The sequence below is a fragment of the Nocardiopsis sp. NPDC006198 genome (genome assembly GCF_040613895.1).
Taxonomy (GTDB): domain Bacteria; phylum Actinomycetota; class Actinomycetes; order Streptosporangiales; family Streptosporangiaceae; genus Nocardiopsis; species Nocardiopsis tropica.
In genome coordinates, this window is the sequence record NZ_JBEXSY010000005.1 from 91775 (window position 1) to 118045 (window position 26271).

Genomic DNA, 26271 nt, shown 5'->3' on the forward strand with positions numbered 1-26271 from the left:
GCCCGGCCCGGTGGACGCGGTTCCCCGCCCGCCGCCGTCCCCCGCCGGGCGGCGCGCGGAGGGCCGCGCCGGAGCCGGGGCCCGAGGGCGCGCGGGCCCCGCGGAGCCCTTCCGGAAGGCACTTCCGGCCCTCCGGGGCGAGAAGCGTCGCGGCTCGTCACACCCGGCCCACAGCCCGTGATGTGACGTCTGCGCGTGCATATGTAAGCACGCTCGGACGCTCTTGACGCGGGCTCCCAGGGGGACAAGGCTTTGGAGAATGTCTCCCCTCGAAGCATCGCCGTTGCCCTCACGAGGTGCTCCGCCGGTCGCCTCCCCCGACTCCCGCAACCTCGTCAACGGCCGTGTCCACATCTCCCAGTACGACGCCAAGTGGCCCTACCTGTTCAAACGCGAGTCGGAGAAGGTCCGCGCAGCCCTCGGCGACCGCGTGCTCCTCTTCGAGCACGTGGGATCGACCGCGGTCCCCGGCATGGCCGCGAAGCCGTGCGTCGACCTGCTGCTGGTCGTCGCCGACCCCGCCGACGAGCCCTCCTACCTGCCCGACCTGCTGGCCGCCGGGTACTCCGTGGTGATCAGGGAGCCCGACTGGTACGAGCACCGGGTCCTCAAGGGGCCGGACATCAACCTCAACCTGCACGTGTTCGGGGAGGGCTGCGAGGAGGTGGAGCGGATGCGTCTCTTCCGGGACCACCTCATCGCCGACGCCGGGGCGCGCGAACGCTACACCGCGGTCAAACGCGAGCTGGCCGAGCGCACCTGGGACCGCATCCAGGACTACGCCGACGCCAAGACCGCCGTCGTGGAGCAGCTCCTCGACGAGGCGCGGGCGCGGCGGACGGCGTCCCCGGACGACTGATCCGCGCGGCGCGGGGCGCGAACCCGTGCGGAGCGCCCCGCCGACCCCCTCCGGCAGGCCGCCGGGCCTCGGCAGGCCGCCCCGGGCCCCGACGACGGGCCCCGGCCGGGACGGAGGCGCTCTGCGGGCCCCGTCGGGCGTCGGGGCCCCGGGGGCCCGCGCCCCAGGACCCGCGTCGTCCGCCCCGGAACGCGCGCCCGGGGCCCCGCGCGGTCCGGCTCGGGGCCGCTGGACGCGTCCACCGCCCCCGGATGCCCCTACGGACGTCGAGCAGCTTGAGCGGGGCCGTTGTCGACGGGACTTCGGGTGGTGGCCGTGGCACGGCCTGGCCGCGTCAGTCCAGGGACCGCAGCTGGTCCTGGAACCACCGGCGCGGCGGCAGGGCCACGGCGGCCTCCGCCAGCCCCTCCCGGCGCTTGCGGCGCTCGTCCTCGGGCATCGACAGGGCGCGGTGCAGCGCCTCCGCGGTCTCCAGCGTGTCGTAGGGGTTGACCAGCAGGGCGTGCCGCCCCAGCTCGTCGGCGGCGCCGGCCTCGCGCGAGAGCACCAGCACCGCGTCGCGCTCCGACAGCACCGGCCCCTCCTTGGCCACCAGGTTCATGCCGTCCCGGGTCGGGTTGACCAGCAGGACGTCGGCCATCTGGAACGACGCCAGCGACCGCGGGTAGTCGTCGTTGACCTCCAGCACCAGCGGCGTCCACTCGGGGGTCGCGAACTCCTCGTTGATCTCCTTGGCGGTCCGCAGCACCGCGTCGGTGTACTCGCGGTACTCGGGCACGTCCCCGCGGCTCGGGTAGGCGAACGCCAGGTGCGTCACCCGGCCCCGCCACTCCGGGTGGGAGGTCAGCAGCTCCCGGTACGCCTCCAGCCCGCGCACGATGTTCTTGGACAGCTCGGTGCGGTCCACCCGCACGATGAGCCGGGTGTCGCCGACGGCCTCCCGCAGGGTCTCGCGGCGCGCGGCCACGGCCGGCTCGGCGGCGCTCGCGCGCAGCCCCTCCTCGTCCGCGCCGAGCGCGTGCACGCCCACGCCGACCAGCCGGCCGCCGTACTCCACGGTGCGCCGGGCGAAGTCCACCTCCGCGCGCAGGATCTCCGCGCAGCAGCGCAGGAACGCGTCCGCCCAGCGGGGGCTCAGGAAACCGAGCCGGTCCGCGCCGAGCATGCCCTCCAGCAGCTCGCGGGCGACGTGCCCGGGCAGCATCCGGAAGTACTCCGGCGGCGCCCACGGCGTGTGCGAGAAGTGCGCGATGCGCAGGTCGGGGCGGCGGGCGCGCAGGATGCGCGGCACCAGCGCCAGGTGGTAGTCCTGCACGGCCACGCGGGCGCCGTCCGCGGCGCCGGTGACCAGGGCCTCGGCGAACGCGTTGTTGTAGGCGGTGTAGTCGTCCCACTGCCGTCGGAACTCCGAGCCGAACGACGGCTTGTTCGGGATGTCGTACAGCATGTGCTGCACGAACCACAGGGTCGAGTTGGCGACCCCGGTGTAGGCGCCCTGGAAGGTCCGCTCGGGGATGTCCAGCATGTGGACCCGCATGCCGCCGAGGTCGTGCGCGCGGTCCAGCCTGGCCCCGGGCGCCTCCTCCGCCGCCCGCCTGTCGGCGTCGGACAGGGCGGCGCACACCCAGAGGCTGTCGATCTCCGTGGCGACGGAGATCATGCCGGACACGAGTCCGCCCCCGCCCCGACGCTGTTCCAGAGAACCGTCGTCGGCGGTGGAGAAGGACACCGGTCCCCGGTTGGAGGCGATGAGGATCTGGGCCTTGTCCACGTGGTCGTCCTCTCGAAGGTGCGGATGGGCCGTCGCCGCCGCCGGGGCGGTCGGGCGCGGCCTGCGCGGAAGCGGATCGCACCTTATGTCTCGCCGGTCGACAGCCGCCCCAAACCCCTCGGGGGCCGACGGTGCCGGGCGTCACGCTCCCGAAACAGGCCACGCGCGCCCCCGGCGCGCCGACCGGCGACGTCTCAGCATGTGAGCGGGTTAGTGTTACCCGGATCACCAGCCGTGGAAAACCGGCCGACGAGTCCGTTACAGTGACCGTGCGGATCCGACAGGACCGCCCACAACTTCATATTGCTCATCCAGAGGGGTGGAGGGACCGGCCCTGCGAAGCCCCGGCAACCATCCCAGCACGCACTACTCACGAACCCGTGAGGCGGCTGGGGCAGGTGCCAACTCCGGCCTGGGGACAAGGTGTCCGCCAGGGAAGATGAGGGGAGACGCCTCGCCATGGCGATCACTGCCGCCGAACCCACCTCCGTCCGCGCCTTCGGCCCCGGAACCGCGCTCTCCTGTCGCGAATGCGGCCGGCGCTACGAACTCACCCCCAAGTTCGCCTGCGAGTTCTGCTTCGGCCCCCTCGAGGTGGCCTACGAGTTCGGTGACGTCACCCGCGCCGACATCGAGAGCGGCCCCAACAGCATCTGGCGCTACCGCTCCCTCCTCCCGGTCCCGGACAACGTGGCCGAGCTGCCCAACATGGCCCCCGGCCTGACCCCGCTGGTGAAGGCCGACCGCCTCGCCGCCGAGCTGGGCATCGACTCCCTGTACGTCAAGGACGACTCCGGCAACCCGACGCACTCCTTCAAGGACCGCGTGGTCGCCATCGCGGTCGAGGCGGCACGCACCTTCGGCTTCACCACCCTGTCCTGCTCCTCCACGGGCAACCTGGCCGGCGCGGTCGGCGCCGCCGCCGCGCGCGCCGGGTTCGACTCCTGCGTGTTCATCCCCGCGGGGCTGGAGGAGGCCAAGGTCGTCATGGCCGCCGTCTACGGGGGCAAGGTCGTCGCCATCGACGGCAACTACGACGACGTCAACCGCTTCTGCTCCGAGCTGATCGGCGACCCGGCCGGCGAGGGCTGGGGGTTCGTCAACGTCAACCTGCGCCCCTACTACGGCGAGGGCTCCAAGACGCTGGCCTACGAGATCGCCGAGCAGCTCGGCTGGCAGCTGCCGGAGCAGATCGTCGTCCCGATCGCCTCCGGCTCCCAGCTCACCAAGATCGACAAGGGCTTTCGGGAGCTGGTCGAGCTCGGCCTGGTCGAGGACCGCCCGTACCGGATCTTCGGCGCCCAGGCCACGGGCTGCTCCCCGGTCGCGCAGGCCTGGGAGAAGGGCATCGACGTCATCCAGCCGGTCAAGCCCGACACCATCGCCAAGTCGCTGGCGATCGGCAACCCGGCGGACGGGCCGTACGTGCTCGACATCGCCCAGCGCACCGGCGGCTCCGTGGAGCACGTGGGCGACGACGAGATCGTCGACGCCATCAAGCTCCTCGCCCGCACCGAGGGCGTGTTCGCCGAGACGGCGGGCGGCGTCACCACGGGCGTGCTCCGCAAGCTGGTGCGCGAGGGCAGGCTCGACCCGAAGGCGCGGACCGTGGTGCTCAACACCGGGGACGGGCTCAAGACCCTCAACGCGGTGGACGCCGGCGTGACGGCCACGATCAAGCCGTCCCTGAGCGCGTTCACCGACGCGGGCCTCGTCTGACCTCCGCTCCGCAAGCACAGTCCGTCCCGGCGGGGCCGTGCGACGGCCCGCCGATCCACAGCAGAAGGAAGAACACCGCCATGAGCGCCAGCGTCCGCGTCCCCACCATCCTGCGCACCTACACCGACGACGCCTCCGAGGTCGAGGCGAAGGGCAGCACCCTCGCCGAGCTCCTGGACGACCTGGAGGCCAACTACCCGGGCATCCGCGCCCGCATCCTCGACGACAACGGCAAGGTGCGCCGCTTCGTCAACGTGTACGTCGGAGACGAGGACGTGCGCTTCGAGAAGGGCCTCCAGACCGAGATCGCCGACGGCGCCAAGGTCTCCATCATCCCGGCCGTCGCCGGGGGCTGCTGACCGCTCGCCGCGCGCCGTCCCGGCGCCGCACGCCACCGCCCGCGAGGGGGCGGCCCGGCCCGCCGCGAAACGCGGGGGCGGGGCCGCCCCCTCGCGGCGTCTCCGGGCCCTCCCCGCGCCCGCCGGTCGCGGTCGGCCGGCGTCCGTTCGCGCCCCGCGACCCGCGCCCGCGCTCCGGGCGGCGGTCGGCCCGGTCGTCCGTGCGGGAGGGGCGGTCCCGTCACTGCTCGTATCCTGGGGACGGCGGAGACGAGTGAGGACGGCGATGTCGGCGACGAGGCTGCTGGTGCTGGGCGCGGTGCGGATCCACGGGGGGACCCACGGGTACCGGGTGGGCCGCGAACTCATGTCCTGGGGCGCCAAGGAGTGGGCCAACGTCAAGTGGGGGTCCATCTACCACGCGCTGAACAAGCTCACCTCCGAGGGCAGGCTGCGGGAGTTCACCGCCCCCGGCGACGAGGAGGTGGGCCGCACCTCCTACGCGCTCACCGACGAGGGGGAGGCCGAACTCCGCCGGCTGATGGGCGAGGCCCTGCGCCACACCGGCGACGACCACGGCCTGCTGTGCGCCGGGATCACCCTGATGACCTCGCTGCCGCGCGCGGAGGCGGTCGGGCTGCTCAAGGAGCGGCTCGCCGCACTGGAGGAGGCGTCCCCGGGGCTGGGCGACGCGGTCCGGGCCACGGACGCCGAGTGGGGCAAGCCCCCGCACGTGCGCGAGCTGTTCACGCTGTGGCGGCTCACCATGGACGCCGGCGCCGAGTGGACCCGCCGGCTGATCGCCTCGCTGGAGGCCGGGAAGTACACGATGGCCGACGACAGCCCCCGCGCCTTCGGGCTGCCGCCGGTACGCGACGACGCCTGACCTCCGGCCGCCAGGCCCACGGCGCCGTCCGGCCGCCGACCCGCTCGCACGCCGTTCCCGTGGCCGGCCGCCGCCGTGTCCGCCCCCGGGCCGCACCTGCTCTCGCGCCCCGCCACCGGGGACCCGGGTCGGCCGGGCCCGCCCCCGGGGTCGCCCGGTCCCGGAACCTCGGCCCCTTCGCGCACGGCCGCCCCGTGACACGACTCCGCCCCCGCGCTTCCCCCGCACACCGCGCTTCCGGCGGCACGGACGCCCCTCGCCCTTCCCGGGCGCCCCTCCTCGTGCTCTCCGTGTCCGGCCCGGCGGAACCCGCCTCCGAGCCCCGCATCCCCGGCCCCGTCACCGCCCCGCGCGTCTGAGCAGGGACAGTCGCCGATTTTAATATTCAAGTTTGAACATCTGCCGGGGATGGGGCAGACTCGTCGCCGCATTCAAGTTTGAATAAGGAGGCGGAATGATCCACACGCACCAGCTGGCCCGGACGTTCCGGGTCGGCAAGGACGTCGTCGAGGCCGTGCGCGGCGTCGACATCGACGTCGAGGAGGGCGAACTCGTCGCGCTCCTCGGGCCCAACGGGGCCGGTAAGTCCACCACGCTGCGCATGCTCACCACACTGCTGGAGCCCACCTCGGGGACCGCCACGGTCGCCGGGCGCGACATCCGCACCGAGCCCGCCGAGGTCCGACGCCGGATCGGGTTCGTCGGCCAGGGGAACGGGGCCGGCGGCGACCAGCGGGTCGGGGAGGAGCTGCGCACGCAGGGACTCCTGTACGGGCTCGACCGCCGCACCGCGCGCCGCCGCGCCGACGAGCTGCTCGACCTGCTGGACCTGGGAGGCGCCTCCGACCGGGAGGCGGGCAAGCTCTCCGGCGGCCAGCGCCGCAGGCTCGACATCGCCATGGGGCTCGTCCACGAGCCCGGCCTGCTGTTCCTGGACGAGCCCTCCACCGGCCTCGACCCGCACAGCCGCGCCAACCTGTGGGAGCACGTGGCCCGGCTGCGCGAACGGCTCGGCACCACGGTCGTGCTCACCACGCACTACCTCGACGAGGCCGACGACATGGCCGAACGGGTCCTGGTCATCGACCACGGACGCGTCATCGCCGACGGCACCGCCGACGAGCTCAAGGGCAAGGTGTCCGGGGACCTGGTCACCTTCTCCGTGGGAAGCGAGGAGGACGCGCGCACGGGCGCCGGGATCGCCGAGCGGGTGCCCTCCGCCGGGCCCGCCGAGGTCGTCACCGCCGTGGGCCGGGACCCGGAAGTGCGCTTCCGCGTGGAGCGCGGGGACGGCGTCCTGCCCGAACTGCTGCGCACCCTCGACACGGCCGGGGTCGCGCTGCTCTCCGTGCGGGTGCAGCGGCCGACCCTGGACGACGTGTTCCTGACCCTGACCGGGCGCAGCCTGCGCGAGGAGGAGGCATGACCGTGAGTGAACAGCCGAGGACCGGGGCGGCCCCGGCGCGCGGGTCGGGCGTCGCGCGCGACACCTGGACCGTGTTCGTCCGCCAGATGCGCCCGCTGCTGCACCGGCCCCTGCTCCTGGGCTTCGGGATGCTCCAGCCGATCCTGTACCTGGTGCTGTTCGCGCCCCTGCTCACCGGGCTGGCGGGGGCCGAGGGCGAGAATCCCTGGCAGTGGTTCGTGCCCGGCCTGCTGGTCATGGTCGCCCTGTTCACCACGGGGTTCGCCGGGTTCGGGCTGCTTCCGGAGATGGCCTCCGGCGCGCACGAGCGGATGCTGGCCACCCCGGCGAGCCGGGTGTCGCTGCTGCTCGGCCGGGTGCTGCGGGACGTGGCGCAGATGATGGCGCAGATGGTGCTCATCATCGTGCTGGTGATCCCCTTCGGGCTGCGGATCTCCGTGGCGGGCGCGGTGGTCGGCCTGCTCCTGCTCGCCGTCCTGGGGATCGGCCTGTCCACCCTGTCGTACCTGACGGCCATGGCGGTGAAGCAGACCTACGTGTTCGCTCCGGTGCTCCAGACGGTGATCATGCCGCTGATGCTGCTGTCCGGCGTGCTGCTCCCGATGGAGCTGGCCCCGTCGTGGCTCTACGGCCTGTCCCGGCTCAACCCGGTGGCCTACGTCGTGGACGCCGAACGGGCCCTGTTCGCGGGCGACTGGGGCCTGTCGGTCGGGATCGGCTGGGCCGTCGCGGTCGCGCTGGCGGTCGCGGCGCTCGCGTTCGGCTCCCGGGCGATGCGCAGGCTCAGCTCCTGAGGACTGTGCTTGTTCTGGGCCTCCGCTTCGCTTCGGCCCGTGCCCGGGTGCCTGTCAGCGCGGGAACCTTCGGCGCCTACGGCAGGTTGGCTCGTTCCTCGCGAACCCGCCTACGGCACCTCCAGAACCCCGCGGGCACCCGGGCTGTGCTTGTTCCGGGCCTCCGCCTCGCTTCGGCCCGTGCCCGTTCCGGGCCTCCGCTCCGGCCCGGGGCCTGCACCGGGCCCCGGGCCGGAGCGGGCCGTTCGCGCAGGCACGGAGGGTGCCGGAGCCTGTCCGCTGAGCGCGGAAAACCGCTCATCACGGGGTGTATGTGCAGGTAGATGCTGGTAGGAGGGGAGGGGAAATCGTGACCACATCGTTTGCACTCTCCATGGTCGAGTGCTAAAAAGGGACCTGGTTAGCACTCGCCTTCCTTGAGTGCTAACCGGATCGAGGCTGCGAGACCGTGGCTCCCGACAGCAGGGTTGTCGGAGCGCTCCGGTCGTCCGTCGCGGGCGCATGCCTCGTCCCATCGCGTATCAGCCCGGTCACGGGAGGACAAGAATCCAATGGCAGCCAAACTGATCGCGTTCGACGAGGAGGCCCGTCGCGGCCTCGAGCGCGGCATGAACCAGCTCGCGGACGCCGTCAAGGTCACGCTCGGCCCGAAGGGCCGCAACGTCGTTCTGGAGAAGAAGTGGGGCGCCCCCACGATCACCAACGACGGTGTCTCCATCGCCAAGGAGATCGAGCTCGAGGACCCCTGGGAGAAGATCGGGGCCGAGCTGGTCAAGGAGGTCGCCAAGAAGACCGACGACGTCGCGGGTGACGGCACCACCACCGCCACCGTGCTCGCCCAGGCCCTCGTCCGCGAGGGGCTGCGCAACGTCGCCGCCGGCGCCAACCCGATCAGCCTCAAGCGCGGCATCGAGGCCGCCGTCTCCCGCATCAACGAGGAGCTCGGCAACCTCTCCAAGGACATCGAGACCAAGGAGCAGATCGCCTCCACCGCCTCGATCTCCGCCGGCGACACCCAGATCGGCGAGACCATCGCCGAGGCGATGGACAAGGTCGGCAAGGAAGGCGTCATCACCGTCGAGGAGGGGCAGACCTTCGGGCTCGAGCTGGAGCTCGCCGAGGGCATGCGCTTCGACAAGGGCTACATCTCGCCCTACTTCGCCACCGACCTCGAGCGCATGGAGACGGTCCTCGAGGACCCCTACATCCTCATCGTCAACTCCAAGATCTCGAACAACAACGAGTTCCTGCCGGTCGTCGAGAAGGTCCTCCAGGCCGGTCGTCCGCTCGTCGTCATCGCCGAGGACCTGGAGGGCGGCGCCCTCCAGACGCTGATCGTCAACAAGATCCGCGGCACCTTCAAGTCCGTCGCCGTCAAGGCCCCGGGCTTCGGTGACCGCCGCAAGGCCCAGCTCGGCGACATCGCCGTGCTGACCGGCGGCCAGGTCATCACCGAGGAGGTCGGCCTCAAGCTGGAGAACACCGAGCTCGACATGCTCGGCCGTGCCCGCAAGGTCGTCGTCACCAAGGACGAGACCACCATCGTGGACGGCGCCGGTGACGCCACCGCGATCGCCGGTCGCGTGAACGAGATCCGCAACGAGATCGAGCGCACCGACTCCGACTACGACCGCGAGAAGCTCCAGGAGCGTCTCGCCCGCCTGGCCGGCGGCGTGGCCGTCATCAAGGCCGGCGCCGCGACCGAGGTGGAGCTCAAGGAGCGCAAGCACCGCATCGAGGACGCCGTCCGCAACGCCAAGGCCGCGGTCGAGGAGGGCATCCTGCCCGGCGGTGGCGTCGCGCTGCTGCAGGCCAGCGTCCCCGCGTTCGCCAAGCTCGACCTCGAGGGCGACGAGGCCATCGGCGCCGACATCGTGCGTCGCGCCATCGCTGAGCCGCTCAAGCAGATCGCCATCAACGCCGGCCTCGAGGGCGGCGTCGTGGCGGAGAAGGTCCGCAACCTGGAGCCCGGTTTCGGCCTCAACGCCGCCACCGGTGAGTACACCGACCTGTTCAAGGACGGCGTCATCGACCCGACCAAGGTCACCCGCTCCGCTCTGCAGAACGCGGCCTCCATCGCCGGTCTGTTCCTGACCACCGAGGCCGTCATCGCCGAGAAGCCGGAGAAGGCGTCGGCTCCCGCCGGCGACCCGACCGGTGGCATGGGCGGCATGGACTTCTAGGACCTCCTGGAGTTCTGGGGTCCGGTACGCGACCTCGCCCGCGACGACCGGGCGGCCCTTCGGGGCCGCCCGGTTTCGCTGTGTCCGGGGCCGGTGCCTCCGGGGCTACCGGCGCGGGGACCGCCGGGCACGGGGACTGTCCTTCGGAGGGGGCCGTGGCTATTCTGCGAAGTGTCGGGCGGACGGGGGTGCGGAGCGTTACGCTTCCTGTCCGGAGGTGCGAGCGAGATGAGTCCGGCCATGACGGAAGCCGCCCCGGCGGCGGAGTCGTCGCGATGGGACCACGTGCTGCGCACCTGGCGAGAGCTGGATGTGCACGACGGCCGACGGGCCGAGATCGTCGATGACGACGGAGTCGTGCTCGTGGCGCCCCCTCCCGAACCTCACACCTACATCGCGGCCCGGGTGAACCGTGCTCTGCTCAGCACGGTCCCCGACGACCGGGGCGTCTACCAGACCCTCGGCATCCAGCTCCCGGTCGTCGAGCGGTTGTACGTGCCGGACCTGGTGGTCATGCCCGAGTCCGTCGTCCTCGATCCGTCCGTGAGCCCCTGCCCGGCGGACGAGGCCGAACTGGTGGTCGAGATCGTGTCCAGGAGCAGCATGGACGTCGACCGCAGGAAGAAGCTGTGGGGCTACGCCCACGCCCCGGTCCCGCTCTACCTGCTGATCGACGCCTGGGACGACATGGGACCGTCGGTCACCCTCTACGAGCAGCCCGGCAACGGCCGGTACAACCACGCCACGACCGTGGAGTTCGGCGAGAAGATCGGCCTGCCGGAGCCCTTCGGCCTGGAGATCGACACCTCCAGGTTCCCCCGTCCCGACCAGTGGCCGTCCTGAGGGCGACGCCTGAAGCGCTCAGACGGCCCCGTGCCAGGCGTGCCACAGGTCGGCGTACGAGCCCCCGCGGGCCAGCAGCTCGTCGTGGCTGCCCAGCTCGCTGACGCGGCCGTCCTCCACCACGGCGATCCGGTCGGCGTCGTGCGCCGTGTGGAGCCGGTGCGCGATCGCCACCACCGTCCGCCCCGACAGCACACCGGCCAGGGACCTCTCCAGGTGGCGGGCCGAACCCGGGTCCATCAGCGACGTCGCCTCGTCCAGCACCAGCACCTCCGGGTCGGCCAGCACCACCCGGGCCAGCGCGAGCTGCTGCACGTGGGCCGGGTCCAACGTGAGGTTGCCCGACCCCACCCGCGTGTCCAGCCCGTCCGGCAGCGACCGGACCCAGGCGTCGGCGTCCACGGCGGCCAGGGCCTCCCACAGCCGGTCCCGGTCCACCTCGGCGGCGTCCAGGGCCAGCGCCAGGTTCTCGGCCACGGTGCCGCGGAACACGTGGCTCTCCTGGCTCAGCAGGATCGCCCGCTCGCGCCGCAGCTCCGGTGACAGCCCCGCCATGTCCACCCCGCCGACGCGCACGCTCCCGGAGGTCGGCCCGTGCACGCCCGCGATCAGCTTGCCGAGGGTCGACTTGCCCGCGCCGCTCGGCCCGACCACCGCCAGGCGCTCGCCGGGGCACAGGACCAGGTCCACCCCGTGCAGGACCTCCGTGTCGGTGTAGCCGAACCGCGCGCCGCGCACCTCCACCGTTCCGGGCACGTGGTCCGCGTCCGCCTCGGAGACCCCCGGCCGCTCCTCGGCGAGCCGCACCCCCAGCAGGCGGCGCAGGCTCGTGAAGCCCATCATCAGGCTGTCCACCTGGTCCACCAGCTGCTCCACGGGCCGGGTCATCTGCACGGACAGGAACACGGCCGTGGCGATCTGGCCGACGGTCAGCATGCCGTCGGCGTGCAGGTACCCCGCGACCAGGAACGTGCACGCGGTCGCGAACAGGTACGCGAACTCCAGCGGCGGGTACCACACGCACCGCAGCCACAGCGTGTACCGCTCGGCCCGGTAGGCGCGGCGGATCTTGGCGTCGGCCCGCGCGGTCTGGCGGAGCTGGCGTCCCAGCGCCTCCAGGGTGTGTGCCCCCTCGACGGTGTCCGTGACGCTCTGGGTCAGGTCGGAGTAGGTCGCCAGCTCCCGGATGTAGCCGTCCGGGGCGCGGCGGGCGTACCAGCGGGTGGACACCCAGATGATCAGCAGGGTCGGCGCCCAGGCCAGGAGCAGCGCGGGGTGCAGCAGGCCGATCGCGGTGACGATGACGGCCACCGTCACCGTGCTCACCGCCATCACCGGCACCGAGTGGCGCACGGTGTGGCTCAGGTGCCCGATGTCGCGGCCCGACCTGGCCACCAGGTCGCCGGTCCCGGCCCTCTCCACCGTTCCGAGCGGCAGGCGCAGGACCGCGCGCACGAACTCCTCGCGCAGCTCGGCCAGCACCCCCTCCCCGAAGCGGATCGACTGCGCCACCGACACGAGCGTGAACCCGGCGTGGAACAGCAGGCCGACGACGATCACCACGGCCAGCAGGTCGATCCGGCCGGGGTCGGCCCCGCCGCGGACCGCGTCGATGACCATGCCGAGCACCCACGGGGCGACGAGCGCGGCCAGCGCCGCCATCCCGTACAGCACCACCACGGCGAGCAGCCGCCCGCCGTGGTCGCGGCCGGCCCGGCGCAGGCGTGTCCAGACCATGGACACGGGCGCCACGGGCAGGGCGGCGGTCTCCGCCGGCATCGGGAGCTCGGGGTCGTCGGTGCGGGGGAGGGCGTGTTCGGTGGTCCGGGTCATGGCTTCCCACTCGTGGAGACGGTGCGCAGGACGGTGTCGGCGTAGCCGGGGGCGCTCGCGAGCAGGTCCCGGTGGGAGCCCTCGGCGACGACGCGCCCGCCGTCCACGAACAGCACGTGGTCGGTGTGGTCGAGCAGGAGGGGGCTGGTGGTGATCAGGGCGGTGGTGCGCCCCTTCCGCTCGGCGGCCAGCCGTGCGCCGATGGCCGCCTCGGAGTGGGCGTCCACGGCGGAGGCGGGTTCGACCAGGACCAGGATCTCGGGGTCCAGGCCGAACGCCCTCGCCAGCCGGAGCCGCTGCTGCTGGCCGCCGGAGTACTCGCGCCCGCGCTCGGTGAGGAGCGCGTCGAACCCGGCCGGGGACTGCCGCACGACGTCGTCGGCGTACGCGGCCCGGACCACCGCCGCGAGGCGGTCGTCGGAGAGCCCTTCGTCCGGGGACAGCTCCTCGCGGAGCTTCCCGGAGAACAGGTGGGCGCTGTTGGACGCGACCAGCACGCGGCGGCGCACGTCGCGCAGCGGCAGGTCGCGCAGGCGCACCTCGCGGCCGGTCGCCGTCTCGACGAGCAGGGCGTCCGCACCGTCCCCCTCGTCCTCGCGGTACCGGCCCAGGCGCTCGGCCAGGGCGGTCGCCCCGGCCGCGTCGGAGCACACCACGCCGGTGGTGCGCCCGGCGGCCACCACGACCCCGCTGACGGGGTCGCGCAGGTCGCACGGGGCGGCCGGGGGATCGGCGGGGTGCTCGGGGTCGGGGTGGTCGTGCTCCAGGGAGAGCACGCGGACCACGTGGTCCGCCGCCACCCGGGCGGAGATGAACAGGGAGGAGGCGTGCATCAGGTACCGGATCGCCACGGCCAGGTTGCCCGTGTACCCGTAGAACGCGACGAGCTGGCCCACGGTGATGTCCCCGGCCAGGGCCAGCCGGGCGCCGTACCAGACGATGCCCACCAGCAGCAGTCCCGGATACAGCTCGCGGACGGCCTGGAGGGCGGCGTCCATCCACCCCACCCGCACGCCGGCGGCGCGCACGCGCTGGGACTCCTCGCGGTAGCGGTCGCCGACGGTGCGCTCCCCGCCCACGCCCCGTAGCACCCGCAGCCCGGAGACCAGGTCGGTGGCCCGCGTGGTCAGCTCGGCCTGCCTGGTGCGGTGGTGCTCCTGGCGCCGGGAGAACGGGCGCAGCAGCGGCACCATGCCGACCACCATCACCGGCACCGCGACGAGCACGATCAGGCCGAACGTGACGTGCGACGACAGCATGAGGGCGCTCACCGCACCGATCGTCACCACCGACGCGGGGACGAGCGCGGAGTCCTCGTAGAAGTCGCCCACCCGGTCGATGTCGTCCGTGCCGACCGCGACCACCTCGCCGGACGGGAGCCGCCGGGTGAGGGTGGGGCCCAGGGCGACCGACCGCGCGATGACGACCTGCACGGTGCGGTACGCGGACGAGTACCAGTTGAACGCCATCGCCCGGACGCCGACCGGCACCAGTGCCGTGCTCAGCAGGGTCAGGCCGGTGAGGACGCCGAACCAGAGGAGCAGCGACCGCGGGTCGCCCTCGACCACGCCGGAGTCCAGGGTGGCGCCGACCGCCGCGGACATGAGGACGCCGCAGAGCCTGTAGGCGCTGTCCACGCCCCCCGCCCACGCGAGCGGGCGCCACTCCGATCGGGCGAGCCACAGCAGGAAGCGGTTGGCCGAACGGTGGTCGGGAATGCCCGGAGGCTGAGGAAGTACGCGCACAGTTCTCGGACTGTAACCAGAGAACCGGGGCGGGTCCACTCATTTTTCCAGGACGGGCCAGGGGTATCGTGCCTGGTCGGGCCGGGTGTCATCGCCGGGCGCACGCGCCCGGCGGGGTCACCTGACGGTGCCCTGCCCGTGCAGCAGCTCGACCAGGCGGAGCACTGCCGGGGCGCACCGCTCGCGCTCGGCGAAGCCGATCCACGCCAGCTCCGCGATCTCGTTGTCGGCGGTCGGCTCGCCGTCGTGCTCGGCGGAGTAGCAGGACAGCCGCACCCGCGTCCCCGGCGCCTTGTCGTAGGCCAGTTCGTCGATGACCGCCACCTGCCGGAAGGTTCCGGGGCGGAGCACCACGCCGACCTCCTCCTCGGCCTCGCGCGCCACGGCCGCCTCGTCGCTCTCGCCGGGCTCGCGCTTGCCGCCCGGGAGGTAGAACCGGTCGACGCCCTCGGTGCGGACGCACAGCAGCCGTCCGTCTCTCACGTGCACCCAGGCCAGGGCGTCGATCACGGCGGGGGTGCCGGACTGCGCCGGCGGAGTCGAGGTCATGGGCCCACTGTAGGGCGAAGAGGGGACTGCGGGGCGGGGAGGGGCCGTGGTGTGGGGAAGGGGGCTGGGTGTGGGGGAGGAACCGCCGAACCCGCGTCCCGGGGGTGACGCGACGCACTAGCATCCAGTCAGCGGCGGACGGCGCGGGCCCCGGGGCCCGGGAAGGACGGACGGCATGGAGACGCGGACCCGAGGAACGGCCCCGGCGGGGACCGCCGGAGCGACAGCCGGACTCCTCCTCGCGGAGATCGCCGCCGGCGGCGGGATCCCCCCGCAGTCCGACGCCCACAGGGAGGCCCGCGAACAGGCGTACAACCTGTACAGCGCGGCCGTCGGGGCCTGTCTGAGCCGCGCGGACACCCGGCCCGAACTCAGGGAGCGGGCGGCCGTGCTCCTGGCGGAGGAGGCGCGCCTGCCGTTCCTCTCCCCGGACGGGGTCGACGCCGTCAACGCGGAACTGCCCGCCGTGGTCGCCGCACTGCGCGCCGAGCCCGTGCCGGTTCCCGACGGGGCCACGCCCCGGGACCCCGGACGTGTCCTGGACGACGCGGACCTGGGTGCGCTGTTCGACCTGGCCCTGCGCGACCGCCTCACGGGTGGGGCGCGGGAGCACCCCAGGCTGCTGCTCCTCGGCGGCCAGCCGGGGGCGGGCAAGTCCACCCTGCAACGCCTGCTCCTGCCCGCTCTGCCGGAGGGCACCGTGAGCTACGACGGCGACGACCTGCTGAGGCTCGCGCCCGACTACGAGTGGGCGATGGCCGCCGACGACGCGGCGGCCTCGGGCTCCCTCGCACGCCAGGTCGCCGGTCTGCACGGGCTCGCCCTGGAGCACGTGCGATCCGGACGGGCCGATGTCGTGTGCAGCCACCCCCTCGGACGCGCCGACTGGGCGGCCTCCTGGGTGGAGGGGTTCCGCGACGCCGGGTACCGGGTCGAGGTGGCGTTCGTGGCCACGCACTCCTCCAACAGCCGCTTTGCGCTCGCCGACCGTCTTGCGCGGGCCCGCGCCCACCAGGGTTTCGGACGCGTCATGTCGGAAGTGCACCACGACCGCTTCTACCTGGGAGTGCCCAACACGGTGGAGTTCCTGGAGACCCACCGGCTCGTGGACTCCCTGTACGTGCTCTCCCGGGACGGCGACGTGCTCTACACCAACCACCTCGAGGACGGCGACTGGCGCACCGAGCCCTTCGGCCGGATCGCCCTGGAGGCCGAACGAGGTCGGCGCGACCTCTGGCGCGACGTCGAGGGATGAACATACGGAAGCCCTCACCTGTGCAGGTGGGGGCTCCGCGCCGTGGGCTACTTCTCGCGCCGGGTGGTGCTGATCAGCGCCCGCCACTCGGCGGACGGGAAGGCGAGATGGCCGAGTTGCCTGTTCTGGGTGTCGCGGACCAGGTGCTTACCGGGAAGGTCGGCGACCTCCACACACTCGTTCGCGGTCGCGCTGTAGGACGACTTGCGGAAGGTCGCGACCGCGAGGAACGCGGCCCATGCGTCGGCCGGGTATTCGACGTGGCCGAGGTGGCGGTTCTGGGTGTCGCGAATCAGGCTCGCGCCCGGGACGTCGGCCACCTCGACGCAGTTCTGTGCCTGATTGCTGTAGCTGCTCTTGCGGAAGGCGACCTCCACACAGTTGTTGCGGTCGCTGTAGCTGGACTTGCGAAAGTCGAGGTCCATGTGGTTCTGCGGGGTGGCTTCGTTGTGACCGGACCGGAAGGGCGCGAGTTCGCTCATCTCCGGGATGTACCCGCTGACGTGGTGGTGTCGGTGGCCGGATGCGGTCAGGGGCCGACGAGCTGGGGCCCGTCGCGGGGGAGTGGGCTCACGAGGCCAGGTCGTCTCACCTGCGGCGTTCCTCTGCTAAGCGCTGTGGTGCGGACCGCCGGAGGCAGTCACCTTGTTCGAGTGCTACCTGGCATCGGGCCTGCCCAGTAGACTCGGCGCGGGAATGAGTAACGGGGAGCCCCTGCCAACGCAGGGGCTCCCCGCTTTCGTGCCTACGGGCGGGCGGTGCTCAGGAGCGCAACCCACTCCGGTGCCGCGAACGCCAGCTGCTCACGGTCCGGGTTCTGGGAGTCGCGAACCACCGCGCCCCCGGGGACATCCGCGATGGCAACGCAGTCGCTGCGGTCGCTGTAGCTCGATGTGCGGAATTCGAGGGTCTCGGGAATGAGCATCGGAACTTCTTTCAGGGTGCCTTGGCTATCTCACGCAGATAGGCAACGCTCTCGTCTACATCGAGAGAGCGACTCACGAGGTGGTTGAACAGGTTTCGGTAACGCGTTGTCTCGTCTGCTTCCTCCAGAAAAAGGCCGTCCTGGTCCATCTCCAGATAGACGACCGGGTCGGCGGCGGCGAAGTCCATGAGTACGAACGCACCCTTCGCTCCGGCGTGGATGCCCGCGCTGAACGGCACGATCTGAATCGTGACGCCGGACTCGCGGTCAGCCATGTCGGCGAGATGACCGGCCTGTTCATGGCACACATCCGGGGTGGCCCGGAGACGCTCGATGGCGCCCGCGTCGATCACTGCCCACAGCGTCGGCCGGTCCGGCCCGGTGAGCAGTTCCTGTCTACGACGGCGCGCATCAACCACGCGAGCGATGTCAATCGGGTCGCGCGTCAAGTTTCCCGACCGCGTCAGCAATTCCACGTACGACGGGGTCTGTAGAAGCCCTGGAATGATCATCGGCTGGTAGGTGCTGATTGAGGTCGCGTCCGACTCCAGCACGGGAAATTCGTCTGGGAAGACGTCACCGTACTTCGTCCACCACCCTTTCTTCCCGGCCTGCCTGGTGATGGCGAACAGGCTCTCGCGGCGGCGCTCGTCGGTGACGCCGTAGACATCCAGGAGCGCACGTACTTCGACCACGCTCGGGCGTAGGCGGACGCCGGTCTCGATGTTCGAGACTTTCCCGACGCTCCACTCCGTGGCTGCGGCGGCATCCTCCAGCGTCATCCCTGCGGCGACACGGAGGGCGCGTAGTTCCTCGGAGAGTCGGCGGCGTCGCACGCTGAGGCGTCGCTGTGTGTCGGACATGGTCTCTCTCCTGGGGTGAGGCGTCACTCGGAATGTTACGGCTGGTCGGTGATTCGGGCATCCAGATACAGACGACATGAAATCCTCACAGTCTGCTAGTAAGGAAACCATGAAAATCTTGAAACTCTGAGGATTTCATGGTTTCTTGAGAGCACTCATTCCCCGCCGGGCTTCCCACCCGGCACCCTGTGAAGGAGGCGCCATGGCGCGCTACCTGAACCCCTCGGCGCTCGTCGCCGTCCGCCACCTCGCGTCCGAGGCCATACGGACCCGCCGTCCCCGGCGTGCGGCCCGCGTCAGGCACTACGTCCCTGAGCCGTCCGCCTTCCGCGTCACTGCCGCCGTTCCGGCGCTGGACGTCCTCGGCGCGGTGCTCGACGGCCTCCGCCGACTGGAGGCCGTGGCATGACTCGGGTGTGCGATCTCCGCGAACTGTCCACCATGGCGGCGCTCACCGCGTGGGCCACCGCCCACGGGGCGGCCGTCACCTACCTGGGCCCCGACCTCCAGGGCCACGCGGTCTACGCGGCCCGCCGGGGGCCCGTGACCCGCGTCGTCACAGTCCCCGGTCCGGACCCGCACCCGCATCCGCTGACCTGGCACTCGCCGCTGGAGACCCTTCCCGCCGACGCACCGCCGACGACAGCCGGGGCCACCGTCCGCGTCCCCGCAGCCCGGTCCGGCAGCCCTGCTCCGCCCGGCAGCTCGGACCTCTCCGGCGACCCCTGTGTCCCGGCCGGGGGCCTGCGCGCCGTGTGGATGGCGGCCGTGCGCGCCGTCTCCGTCCTCTGAGACCGGGCGCGCCCTGAGCGGGGGCCGGGGCGCGCCCTTCCGTACCTCCCCCGAGGAGCACGGCGTGGACGGCAGGACCAGGTGCGAGAAGACCACCAGCGGCCAGCACGACTACATCCCGGATCCGGCCGATTCGAAGTACCCCGACATCCGGACCATGCGGTGCCGCCACTGCGGCGACACCGTCACCGTCACCCGAGGGTGACCGACCAGAGAGCAGGTCAGCATGACCACAGCCACAGCAACAGTCCCAACCCCAGCCACAACCCCACCCCCATCCCCGGCTGTAGCCACCGCACCTTCCGCTACCGACCGGAGGGGCCCGGCCGCCGAGCAGGACTGCTCGATGTGCAGCGGGGTCGGCGGAAAGTTCGTCACGACCGACGGACAGACCCCGGGCAAGGCGCTCGGTGACTGGGTGCCCTGCACAGGCTGCAACGGCACGGGAAAGGTGCGCTGATGAGGAACACTCCCGATAGGGACCACCTCCCTCTCGCCCGCGCACTGGCCGACCGGCTCCGCGCGGACGGCATCCCCGAGCACATCGCCTCCTTGTTCCACAGGGTGCCCCGGCACGAGTTCCTGCCCGACGTGGTGTGGGGCGATGGCCGCACCCGCTACGACCGGGCCGAGGACCCCGACGCCTGGCTCCGCGCCGCCTACAGCGACCAGGCGCTGACCACCCAGCGCGACGACGGCCGCGAGGGCGGCATGGGCCTGCCCACCTCCTCCAGTTCCGCGCCGACGATCATGGCCCGCATGCTCGCCGCCGCCCGGATCGAACCCGCGCACTCGGTGCTGGAGATCGGCACGGGGACCGGGTTCAACGCGGCACTTCTGTGCGAACTGGTCGGTGACGAGCGCGTGGCCACGATGGAGATCGACCCGGCCGTCTCCGACACGGCCCGGTCGGCGCTGCACGCCGCCGGGTACGCGCCGGAGACCGTGAACGCCGACGCGGAGCACGCCCGCCTGTCCGGCGCTCCGGCGTTCCACCGGGTCATCGCCACGTGCCAGGTGGCGGACATCCCGCCGGGATGGCTCGCCCAGCTCCACCCGCGCGGGCTGCTCGTCACCCCGTGGGCGCCCACCCCGGGTGCGCCGTCCGGCGTGCTCGCGGTCCTGGAGAAGCGCGGCGACACCCTGGCCGAAGGCCGCTTCGAGGGAGGTCTCGCGTTCATGTGGGCACGCGGCCAGCGCACGTCCGGAGGGCGCGTTCCGGACGCGGACGCGGTCCCCGACCGCACCACCCGGGCGGAGGGGGACCCCCGCTACCTCCTCGACGGCGAGAGCGGTCTCCTCCTGGCACTGCTCGTGCCCGACTGGACGTTCGGCATGCGGATGGAGCGCGGCGCGGACGAACCGCACATGTGGGTGCGCTCCACCCGCTGCGGGTCGTGGGCGCGCCTGCACCCGGACGGGCGCGTCGAACAGGGAGGCGGGTCCCGGCGGCTGGTGGACGAGTTCGAGGAGGCGCTCACCCGGTGGCGCGGGCAGGGGGAGCCGGGCCTCGCGGAGTTCGGGCTGACGGTGGACGACGGACAGGGGAGCCGTTCCGTGTGGCTGCGAGAGCCGGAGGCCGTCCTGTGGACCGCCCGCCGGCCCGGCCTCCCGGAGCACCCCGACCGGTCGGGCCGCCCCGACCGCCCCGACCGTCTGGCCCGTTCCGGCCGCTCGGACCGATCCGGGGAGCCCCGGTGACCGCGACCGAGTTCGAGGAACTGCTCACCCCCGCCGAGGTGGCGCGGCTGTTCCGGGTGGACCCCAAGACCGTCGCCAAGTGGGCCAGGACCGGACACCTCAGCTCGGTCAAGACCCTGGGCGGCCACAGGCGCTACCGCGAGAGCGAGGTCAGGCGACTGCTCGGATACCGGTGACCCCCCGCGCCCGGCCCCGACCGGGCCGGGCGCGCGGGACCGCCGCCGAGCCGTCCGCCCCCGTCGTCCGCCCCGTGCCCCACCGCTCCCTCGCGGAGCCGGGCGGGGACAGCCCCTCCTGGGGGCGGACCGCAGGCTCGGGCCCGTCCCTACTCCCCGGTCAGTCCGGCCATGGCCTGCCGGTCCTCCTCGCCGAACCTCTCCTCCAGCTCCTCCGGGGCGGCGTCCACGTCGATCCGCGACAGCGGCACCCCGCGCGCGGACTCGATCGCGCCGAGCCGCCGCAGCGCCCGGTCGCCGGCGTACCTCACCAGCTCGCCCGGCGGCAGCTCGTAGCGCCGCATGCCGGGGTTCTCCGAGAACTCCTCGCCCCGCTCCACCGTCGACATCACGTGCGGCAGCAGCTCGTCCAGCCGCTCCCGTACCGCGTCCCAGTTGGCGTCGTCGGCCGCGACGTGCCTGCGGCACGTGAAGGTGCCCCACGCCATGTGCCGGCGCTCGTCGTCCCCGATCCGCCGCACGATCTCCCTCATCCCGGGGAAGACGCCCCGGACCGTGCACACGTGGTTCCAGGCGTAGTAGCCGGTGAGCGCGAGCGAGCCCTCGATGACGTGGTTGTAGGTCACCGACGCCCGCACCTGGTTCCGGGGGCTCGGGTCGTCCAGGAGCGCCTCCAGCGAACCGGGCAGCTCCTCGTAGAACAGCGCCCGGTAGCCGGGGTTGTCGTCCACGTACCCGTGCAGGTCCTCGTGCACCCCGAGGGCGTCCAGCCACAGCCGGAACGCCTGCACGTGCTTGGCCTCCTCGAAGGCGAACTGGGTCAGGTACATCTCGTCGCCGAGCCGGCCCTCCGCCGCCATCGCGCGCAGGAACGGCTGGAGGTCCTCGGTCACGGCCTCCTCGCCCGCCACGAAGAACGCGCACAGCCTGAGGATGCGCTCGCGGGCCTCACCGCCGAGGCCCTGCCAGTCCTCCGCGTCCCGGGAGAGGTCGACGTCCGCCGGGTTCCAGAAGCGGGCGTTGCCCTTGGCGAACAGTCTGAGGGGGAGGGAGTCCCAGTTCAGGCCGCCGTTCCGGAGGGTGTGGAACCCCGTCCGGTGACCGGAGGGGGCGGGGGTCGGCGATCCGGTGGCGGGGGCGGGCTCGTCGGGCACGGGAGGACCTCCTGGGGGGTGGACTGCCCTCATGATTGGACACGGAAGCCTCTCGTGTAAAGGGGATGGGCGGCATCCGCCCCGCGAAAACCGAATTCGGTTCGGTCGGAAGGCCGCTCCGCCTCCCCGTGCCGCGCCCCGGTCGGCATCACGGCGAGCCGCCCCCCGCCGAAACGGTACGGTCGGGGAGTACCGCCCGCACTGAACGATCCGATCGGGGGACGACGTGTTCTGTGGTGATCCCGGCACCGCCGGTTACGCCGCCTGCGCCGCCCAGACCCAGCTCTTCGCGCTGGCCTCCGCCATCCCCGCACTCCTCGGGATGGCGCTCCTCATCACGGCCTTCACCGCCCCGTCCGTCCGCGGAGACCGGATCCTGCGCACCCGCACCCTCAGCTACTCCCTCGTGGCGTGGGGCATCGCGGCGGGCACCTACGTCATGGGCGGGCTGCCCTCCGTCTGACGGCCTCGGGGGCCGCCCCCCGGACGGGACGCCCCCGGGCCCGTGTCCGCCCCGCCCCTCCCAAGGTGCACCCCTGCCCTGCTCCCGCACCCGGAGGCGGCGTCCCCGCCCCGCCCTGCCCCGCTCCGGCCGGTCCCCGCTCGACCCGGTGGCGCGGGCCGCCCCGTGGCCGGTCTGCCGACCGAGAGCGCCGGACCCCGGCGAGCGGTGAACCCCCGGTGCGGTTCGCTCCCGTCGCCCTGTGCGGCTGTCACTCTATACGCGGCGTGTATACGCGACGTGTATAGTCACCGGCATGACTCTCGGCCAGACATTCCTGGGGCTGCTCGAAACCCGCTCCCAGCACGGATACGACCTCAAACGGGCCTACGACGAGCGCTTCGCCGGCCAACGGCCGCTCGCCTACGGGCAGGTGTACGCCACCCTCTCCCGCCTGCTCAAGCACGGGCTGGTGGAGGTGGAGGCGGTGGAGGCCGGCGCGGGACCCGAGCGCAAGCGCTACACCGTGACCGACGCCGGGGTCACCGACGTCGAACAGTGGCTCGCCACACCGGAGAACCCCGAGCCCTACCTCCAGAGCACCCTGTACGCCAAGGTCGTGCTCGCCCTGCTCACCGGTCGTCCGGCCGACGGGATCCTCGACGTCCAGCGCGCCGAGCACCTGCGCCTGATGCGCGAGCTCACCCGCCGCAAGACCGCCGGGGACCTGTCCGACCAGCTCATCTGCGACCACGCCCTGTTCCACCTGGAAGCCGACCTGCGGTGGCTGGAACTGACCGCCGCCCGGCTGAACGACCTCGCCGACGAGGTGCGCGGCAGATGAGACGACCCGCCCCCCGCGCCCTCCCCGACCGCCTCCCCGAGGCTCCCGGAACCCCCCTGCTGACCGGCTCCGGCCTGCGCAAGTCCTTCGGCCTCACCCGGGCCCTGGAGGACGCCTCCCTCGACCTGTACCCCGGCGAGGTCGTCGCCGTCATGGGCCCCTCGGGCTCGGGGAAGTCCACCCTTTTGCACTGCCTCGCCGGCGTGGTGCGGCCGGACGCCGGGACCATCGAGTACGACGGACAGGACCTGGTCGCCGCCTCGGACACCCGGCTCAGCGCGCTGCGCCGCTCGGAGTTCGGCTTCCTGTTCCAGTTCGGTCAGCTCGTCCCCGAACTGTCCTGCCTGGAGAACGTCGCGCTCCCCCTGAGGCTCGGCGGGCGGCCCCGCCGCCGGGCGGAGCACGCCGCCGCCGAGTGGCTGGACCGGCTGGACGTGGGCGAACTCGCGCACAAGACCCCCGGCGAGTGCTCGGGCGGCCAGGGCCAGAGGGTCGCGGTCGCCCGCGCCCTCATCACCCGCCCCCGGGTGGTGTTCGCCGACGAACCCACGGGCGCACTCGACTCCCTGAACGGGGAACGGGTGATCCGCATGCTCACCGACGCGGCTCGGGAGTCCGGGGCCGCCGTGGTCGTGGTGACGCACGAGGCCCGAGTGGCCGCCTACGCCGACCGCGAGGTCGTCTGCCGGGACGGCCGCACCCTCGACACCGGAGGGCCGGGATGAGCCCGCGAGACCGCACACCCGCCGGAACCGGTCCGGAACGCGACCGCCCGTCCCCCCTCGGCGAACTCCTGCTGGGCGCGCAGCTCGCCCTGCGCGGAGGCCGTGAGGTCGTCCTCCGGAGCGTCCTCACGGCGATCGGGGTCGGCGTGGCCACCGCCGGTCTGCTCCTGGCCGCCGGCCTGCCGACCGCCCTGGACCACCTGGCCGAGCGGAACGCGGCCCGCATGGACCACCAGGCCGCCCCCCACCCGGCGCCCCCGGCGGGCGACGACACCCTGCTGATCGGCATCGCCACCACCGTCCACGAGGGGCAGGAGGTCCACGGGCGGCTCCTCCGGGCCGAGGGGGCCGACCCCCCGCTCCCACCCGGCGTGACCGAGATCCCCGGGCCGGGCGAGCTCCTCCTCTCCCCCGCGCTGGCCGACCTGCTCGACGCCCCGGGCACAGAGGCCCTCCGGAGCCGGTTCGACCACCCCGTCGTCGGGGAGATCGGCCCCGAAGGGCTCCTGGGACCGCACGAACTGGCCTACTACCTCGGCAGCGAGGACCTGGCCGTGGAGAACGCCGGTATACGGATCACCGGGTTCGGCGGGGAGTCCGGCCCCGTGGTGCGGGGGCCGGTCGTCGTGCTCCTCGGCCTGGTGGGCGTGGTCGTCATGCTCACCCCCGTCGTGGTCTTCCTCGGCGCGGCGGTGCGCTTCGGCGGCGAACAGCGTGAGCGCCGCCTGGCGGCGCTGCGGCTCATGGGGGCCGACCGCCGGGCCGTCCGGCGCGTCGCGGCCGGTGAGACCCTTCCCGGTGTCGGGCTCGGCCTGGTGCTCGGGGCGCTGTTCTTCTACGCCGGGCGTCCGATCGTGGAGACGGTGGGGGTGGGGCCCGGCCTCTACGCCGGGGACGTGGCACCGCACCCCGTGCTCGGCGCACTGGTGTTCGCCGGGGTCCCGCTGCTCGCCCTGTGGGTGGTGCTCGCCTCCCTGCGCGGGGTCGTGGTCGAACCGCTCGGCACCGTGCGCCGCGCCGAACGGCCGCGCCCCAGGGTGTGGTGGCGTCTGCTGCTCCTGGTGCTCGGCGTGGTCCTGATCTGGCTGAGCATGGACCTCCGGACGGCCGGGCGCCTGGGCCTGCCCGGGGGAGGAGGGCTGCCGATGACGGCGATCGGGCTCCTGGCCGCGCTGTTCGGCACGACCGCCGTGCTGCCCTGGCTGGTGGACCGGCTGTTCCGACGCGCCTCGGGCGGCCCCCTCGCGCTCCAGCTCGCCCAGCGCCGGCTGGCGGCGGCGGGCGGCGGGCCCACCCGGGCGGTCAGCGGCATCGTGGTGACCGTCGCGGGGGCCATCGCGCTGCAGAGCCTGTTCGCGAACGCCTGGGCCGATGCGTCGGTGACGCTCGCGGACACCGCCCAGGAGGCGTACGCGGAGAACGAGTTCGGTTCGTCCCGGTTCCAGGTCCAGGCGGAGCTGTGGATGCCCCCCGCCGACGACGACCCCGCCGGGACCGTGGCGCGGGTGCCCGGTGTGGAGGAGGCGGCGGCCTTCCGTACGGTGTGGGGCGCCACCGGCGACGGCACCGACGTCCCGGTCCACATCGCCGACTGCGACGTCCTGCGGCAGATGGCCGACCTGCCCGCCTGTTCCCCCGGGGACGTCTTCAGCGCGCTGCCCGGGCTGGGAGCCGGCGACACCCTCATGGTCCGACCGAGGGAGGACGCGACGGAGAGCCCCTGGGTGCTGCCCCCGGTCTCCGGTTTCGAGGGGGCGCTGGTCGAACACCCCTGGAGCGCCACGGGGCACACGGCGCGGGACGTCGTCCTCGCGACCCCGGAGGCCGCCGCGGTGCCCGCGGAGATCGCCGTCCGGAGCACGATCTGGATCAGGGCCGACCCGGCCGTCCCCGGAATGGAGGAGGGGCTCAGGCACACCCTCGGGTCCCTGGATCCGACCTCGCGCCTGACCGTCCCGATCACCACCGTGGTCAACCCGGCCATGGCCGACATCCGTGACGCGCTCGTGGCCGGAGCCCTGGCCTGCCTGGCGGTGATCGCCGCCGGGCTGGTGGTGGGCACGGTCGAGCAGGTCCGCGAACGCCGGCGGGTACACGCGGTGCTCACCGCGTTCGGCGCCCGGCGGAGCACGCTGGTGGCCTCGGTGGTGTGGCAGACCACGCTGCCCGTGCTCCTGGGCATCGTGCTGGCCACGGCGGTCGGGACAGCCCTCGGGGTCATGGTCCAGAGGGTGGCCGGGCTCCCCGTGCGCTTCATCCCGGTGGAGACCCTCGTCATCGCGGGCGCCGGCGTGGGCGTGGCGGCCCTGACCACCCTGCTCGCGGTGCCCGCGCTGCTGCGGACCATGCGCCCGGAGGGCCTGCGCTCGGAGTGAGCGGGGCCCGGTCGGGAGACACGGGTCCCCGGTGACGGGGACCGGGGACCCGCCGCCCGGGCCCGGCCCCGCC

The 26271-nt window shown here is 72.9% G+C and carries 26 protein-coding genes and 1 riboswitch; of the genes, 18 read left to right on the top strand and 8 right to left on the bottom strand.

Annotation, left to right across the window (positions count from 1 at the left end; genetic code table 11):
- Positions 1 to 259: 259 nt before the first annotated feature.
- On the top strand, positions 260 to 859 hold the full coding sequence (locus ABZ234_RS05705) for a GrpB family protein (protein ID WP_352986841.1): 600 nt from the start codon (positions 260 to 262) through the stop codon (positions 857 to 859).
- Between the two features lie 334 nt (positions 860 to 1193).
- On the opposite strand, the gene ABZ234_RS05710 is transcribed toward ABZ234_RS05705, so the two are convergent.
- On the bottom strand, positions 1194 to 2630 hold the full coding sequence (locus ABZ234_RS05710; protein ID WP_355011151.1) for a trehalose-6-phosphate synthase: 1437 nt from the start codon (positions 2628 to 2630) through the stop codon (positions 1194 to 1196).
- Between the two features lie 304 nt (positions 2631 to 2934).
- A riboswitch (SAM riboswitch) is annotated at positions 2935 to 3076 on the top strand.
- A 13-nt stretch (positions 3077 to 3089) separates the two neighbouring features.
- Between ABZ234_RS05710 and thrC the strand changes: the two genes are divergently transcribed.
- The 7 genes from thrC to ABZ234_RS05745 all read left to right on the top strand — a co-directional run bounded on the left by thrC (position 3090) and on the right by ABZ234_RS05745 (position 10819).
- The gene (gene thrC, locus ABZ234_RS05715; protein WP_267947918.1) at positions 3090 to 4349 is read left to right on the top strand and encodes a threonine synthase; all 1260 of its coding nucleotides are present in this window, start codon (positions 3090 to 3092) and stop codon (positions 4347 to 4349) included.
- 80 nt (positions 4350 to 4429) lie between these two features.
- On the top strand, positions 4430 to 4708 hold the full coding sequence (locus tag ABZ234_RS05720) for a ubiquitin-like small modifier protein 1 (protein ID WP_267947919.1): 279 nt from the start codon (positions 4430 to 4432) through the stop codon (positions 4706 to 4708).
- Positions 4709 to 4973: 265 nt separating this feature from the next.
- Entirely contained in the window at positions 4974 to 5573 is a 600-nt protein-coding gene (locus ABZ234_RS05725) for a PadR family transcriptional regulator (RefSeq protein ID WP_355011152.1), read from the top strand.
- Between the two features lie 454 nt (positions 5574 to 6027).
- A complete protein-coding gene (locus tag ABZ234_RS05730) occupies positions 6028 to 6999 on the top strand; it encodes an ATP-binding cassette domain-containing protein (protein ID WP_355011153.1) in 972 nt (323 codons plus the stop codon).
- Positions 6996 to 7793: an ABC transporter permease gene (locus tag ABZ234_RS05735; protein WP_355011154.1), complete on the top strand. Its 798-nt coding sequence runs from the start codon at positions 6996 to 6998 to the stop codon at positions 7791 to 7793. Before ABZ234_RS05730 ends, ABZ234_RS05735 begins: the two co-directional genes overlap by 4 nt.
- Positions 7794 to 8344: 551 nt before the next feature.
- The gene (gene groL / locus ABZ234_RS05740; RefSeq protein ID WP_267947923.1) at positions 8345 to 9976 is read left to right on the top strand and encodes a chaperonin GroEL; all 1632 of its coding nucleotides are present in this window, start codon (positions 8345 to 8347) and stop codon (positions 9974 to 9976) included.
- A gap of 240 nt (positions 9977 to 10216) precedes the next feature.
- Entirely contained in the window at positions 10217 to 10819 is a 603-nt protein-coding gene (locus ABZ234_RS05745) for a Uma2 family endonuclease (RefSeq protein ID WP_355011155.1), read from the top strand.
- A gap of 18 nt (positions 10820 to 10837) precedes the next feature.
- On the opposite strand, the gene ABZ234_RS05750 is transcribed toward ABZ234_RS05745, so the two are convergent.
- The 3 genes from ABZ234_RS05750 to ABZ234_RS05760 form a co-directional block, all read right to left on the bottom strand.
- Positions 10838 to 12598 carry an ABC transporter ATP-binding protein gene (locus tag ABZ234_RS05750; RefSeq protein WP_355011211.1) on the bottom strand — a complete coding sequence of 587 codons (1761 nt, stop codon included), beginning with the start codon at positions 12596 to 12598 and terminating at the stop codon, positions 10838 to 10840.
- A gap of 50 nt (positions 12599 to 12648) precedes the next feature.
- Positions 12649 to 14397, bottom strand: a complete 1749-nt coding sequence (locus ABZ234_RS05755) for an ABC transporter ATP-binding protein (RefSeq protein ID WP_355011156.1) — start codon at positions 14395 to 14397, stop codon at positions 12649 to 12651.
- 117 nt (positions 14398 to 14514) lie between these two features.
- Positions 14515 to 14946, bottom strand: coding sequence for an NUDIX domain-containing protein (locus tag ABZ234_RS05760; protein ID WP_355011157.1), 432 nt, complete (start codon positions 14944 to 14946; stop codon positions 14515 to 14517).
- 175 nt (positions 14947 to 15121) lie between these two features.
- Between ABZ234_RS05760 and ABZ234_RS05765 the strand changes: the two genes are divergently transcribed.
- Positions 15122 to 16201 carry a zeta toxin family protein gene (locus ABZ234_RS05765; protein WP_355011158.1) on the top strand — a complete coding sequence of 360 codons (1080 nt, stop codon included), beginning with the start codon at positions 15122 to 15124 and terminating at the stop codon, positions 16199 to 16201.
- 47 nt (positions 16202 to 16248) lie between these two features.
- Here ABZ234_RS05765 and ABZ234_RS05770 read toward each other — a convergent pair whose 3' ends face one another.
- The 3 genes from ABZ234_RS05770 to ABZ234_RS05780 all read right to left on the bottom strand — a co-directional run bounded on the left by ABZ234_RS05770 (position 16249) and on the right by ABZ234_RS05780 (position 17989).
- On the bottom strand, positions 16249 to 16683 hold the full coding sequence (locus ABZ234_RS05770; protein ID WP_355011159.1) for a DUF397 domain-containing protein: 435 nt from the start codon (positions 16681 to 16683) through the stop codon (positions 16249 to 16251).
- A gap of 263 nt (positions 16684 to 16946) precedes the next feature.
- A complete protein-coding gene (locus tag ABZ234_RS05775; protein ID WP_355011160.1) occupies positions 16947 to 17126 on the bottom strand; it encodes a DUF397 domain-containing protein in 180 nt (59 codons plus the stop codon).
- Between the two features lie 11 nt (positions 17127 to 17137).
- Positions 17138 to 17989 (bottom strand): helix-turn-helix transcriptional regulator, encoded by an 852-nt coding sequence (locus ABZ234_RS05780; protein ID WP_355011161.1) that lies wholly within the window; start codon positions 17987 to 17989, stop codon positions 17138 to 17140.
- A 202-nt stretch (positions 17990 to 18191) separates the two neighbouring features.
- Here ABZ234_RS05780 and ABZ234_RS05785 point away from each other — a divergent pair, with 202 nt between their 5' ends.
- From ABZ234_RS05785 to ABZ234_RS05805, 5 genes are all read left to right on the top strand, one after another.
- Positions 18192 to 18398, top strand: coding sequence for a hypothetical protein (locus ABZ234_RS05785; RefSeq protein WP_355011162.1), 207 nt, complete (start codon positions 18192 to 18194; stop codon positions 18396 to 18398).
- Complete coding sequence (locus ABZ234_RS05790; RefSeq protein ID WP_355011163.1) at positions 18395 to 18781, top strand: hypothetical protein; 387 nt, start codon at positions 18395 to 18397, stop codon at positions 18779 to 18781. Before ABZ234_RS05785 ends, ABZ234_RS05790 begins: the two co-directional genes overlap by 4 nt.
- Before the next feature lie 64 nt (positions 18782 to 18845).
- Complete coding sequence (locus ABZ234_RS05795; RefSeq protein WP_355011164.1) at positions 18846 to 18986, top strand: hypothetical protein; 141 nt, start codon at positions 18846 to 18848, stop codon at positions 18984 to 18986.
- A 254-nt stretch (positions 18987 to 19240) separates the two neighbouring features.
- On the top strand, positions 19241 to 20482 hold the full coding sequence (locus ABZ234_RS05800; protein ID WP_355011165.1) for a methyltransferase domain-containing protein: 1242 nt from the start codon (positions 19241 to 19243) through the stop codon (positions 20480 to 20482).
- Positions 20479 to 20658, top strand: a complete 180-nt coding sequence (locus ABZ234_RS05805; RefSeq protein ID WP_355011166.1) for a BldC family transcriptional regulator — start codon at positions 20479 to 20481, stop codon at positions 20656 to 20658. The genes ABZ234_RS05800 and ABZ234_RS05805 overlap by 4 nt, the downstream gene beginning before the upstream one ends.
- A gap of 149 nt (positions 20659 to 20807) precedes the next feature.
- Here the strand turns inward: ABZ234_RS05805 and ABZ234_RS05810 are convergent, their stop codons facing one another.
- A complete protein-coding gene (locus ABZ234_RS05810; protein ID WP_355011167.1) occupies positions 20808 to 21812 on the bottom strand; it encodes a R2-like ligand-binding oxidase in 1005 nt (334 codons plus the stop codon).
- 226 nt (positions 21813 to 22038) lie between these two features.
- Here ABZ234_RS05810 and ABZ234_RS05815 point away from each other — a divergent pair, with 226 nt between their 5' ends.
- From ABZ234_RS05815 to ABZ234_RS05830, 4 genes are all read left to right on the top strand, one after another.
- Entirely contained in the window at positions 22039 to 22275 is a 237-nt protein-coding gene (locus tag ABZ234_RS05815; protein WP_267947936.1) for a hypothetical protein, read from the top strand.
- Positions 22276 to 22570: 295 nt separating this feature from the next.
- Positions 22571 to 23098 carry a PadR family transcriptional regulator gene (locus ABZ234_RS05820; protein ID WP_355011168.1) on the top strand — a complete coding sequence of 176 codons (528 nt, stop codon included), beginning with the start codon at positions 22571 to 22573 and terminating at the stop codon, positions 23096 to 23098.
- The gene (locus ABZ234_RS05825) at positions 23095 to 23823 is read left to right on the top strand and encodes an ABC transporter ATP-binding protein (protein ID WP_355011169.1); all 729 of its coding nucleotides are present in this window, start codon (positions 23095 to 23097) and stop codon (positions 23821 to 23823) included. The genes ABZ234_RS05820 and ABZ234_RS05825 overlap by 4 nt, the downstream gene beginning before the upstream one ends.
- A complete protein-coding gene (locus ABZ234_RS05830) occupies positions 23820 to 26198 on the top strand; it encodes an ABC transporter permease (protein ID WP_355011170.1) in 2379 nt (792 codons plus the stop codon). Before ABZ234_RS05825 ends, ABZ234_RS05830 begins: the two co-directional genes overlap by 4 nt.
- Positions 26199 to 26271 lie beyond the last annotated feature (73 nt).

Coding starts and splice junctions, on each gene's coding strand:
- ABZ234_RS05705 (WP_352986841.1), top strand. CDS start 260: ATGTCTCCCCTCGAAGCATCGCCGTTGCCCTCACGAGGTGCTCCGCCG.
- thrC (WP_267947918.1), top strand. CDS start 3,090: ATGGCGATCACTGCCGCCGAACCCACCTCCGTCCGCGCCTTCGGCCCC.
- ABZ234_RS05720 (WP_267947919.1), top strand. CDS start 4,430: ATGAGCGCCAGCGTCCGCGTCCCCACCATCCTGCGCACCTACACCGAC.
- ABZ234_RS05725 (WP_355011152.1), top strand. CDS start 4,974: ATGTCGGCGACGAGGCTGCTGGTGCTGGGCGCGGTGCGGATCCACGGG.
- ABZ234_RS05730 (WP_355011153.1), top strand. CDS start 6,028: ATGATCCACACGCACCAGCTGGCCCGGACGTTCCGGGTCGGCAAGGAC.
- ABZ234_RS05735 (WP_355011154.1), top strand. CDS start 6,996: ATGACCGTGAGTGAACAGCCGAGGACCGGGGCGGCCCCGGCGCGCGGG.
- groL (WP_267947923.1), top strand. CDS start 8,345: ATGGCAGCCAAACTGATCGCGTTCGACGAGGAGGCCCGTCGCGGCCTC.
- ABZ234_RS05745 (WP_355011155.1), top strand. CDS start 10,217: ATGACGGAAGCCGCCCCGGCGGCGGAGTCGTCGCGATGGGACCACGTG.
- ABZ234_RS05750 (WP_355011211.1), bottom strand. CDS start 12,598: ATGCCGGCGGAGACCGCCGCCCTGCCCGTGGCGCCCGTGTCCATGGTC.
- ABZ234_RS05760 (WP_355011157.1), bottom strand. CDS start 14,946: ATGACCTCGACTCCGCCGGCGCAGTCCGGCACCCCCGCCGTGATCGAC.
- ABZ234_RS05765 (WP_355011158.1), top strand. CDS start 15,122: ATGGAGACGCGGACCCGAGGAACGGCCCCGGCGGGGACCGCCGGAGCG.
- ABZ234_RS05770 (WP_355011159.1), bottom strand. CDS start 16,683: ATGAGCGAACTCGCGCCCTTCCGGTCCGGTCACAACGAAGCCACCCCG.
- ABZ234_RS05775 (WP_355011160.1), bottom strand. CDS start 17,126: ATGCTCATTCCCGAGACCCTCGAATTCCGCACATCGAGCTACAGCGAC.
- ABZ234_RS05780 (WP_355011161.1), bottom strand. CDS start 17,989: ATGTCCGACACACAGCGACGCCTCAGCGTGCGACGCCGCCGACTCTCC.
- ABZ234_RS05785 (WP_355011162.1), top strand. CDS start 18,192: ATGGCGCGCTACCTGAACCCCTCGGCGCTCGTCGCCGTCCGCCACCTC.
- ABZ234_RS05790 (WP_355011163.1), top strand. CDS start 18,395: ATGACTCGGGTGTGCGATCTCCGCGAACTGTCCACCATGGCGGCGCTC.
- ABZ234_RS05800 (WP_355011165.1), top strand. CDS start 19,241: ATGAGGAACACTCCCGATAGGGACCACCTCCCTCTCGCCCGCGCACTG.
- ABZ234_RS05820 (WP_355011168.1), top strand. CDS start 22,571: ATGACTCTCGGCCAGACATTCCTGGGGCTGCTCGAAACCCGCTCCCAG.
- ABZ234_RS05825 (WP_355011169.1), top strand. CDS start 23,095: ATGAGACGACCCGCCCCCCGCGCCCTCCCCGACCGCCTCCCCGAGGCT.
- ABZ234_RS05830 (WP_355011170.1), top strand. CDS start 23,820: ATGAGCCCGCGAGACCGCACACCCGCCGGAACCGGTCCGGAACGCGAC.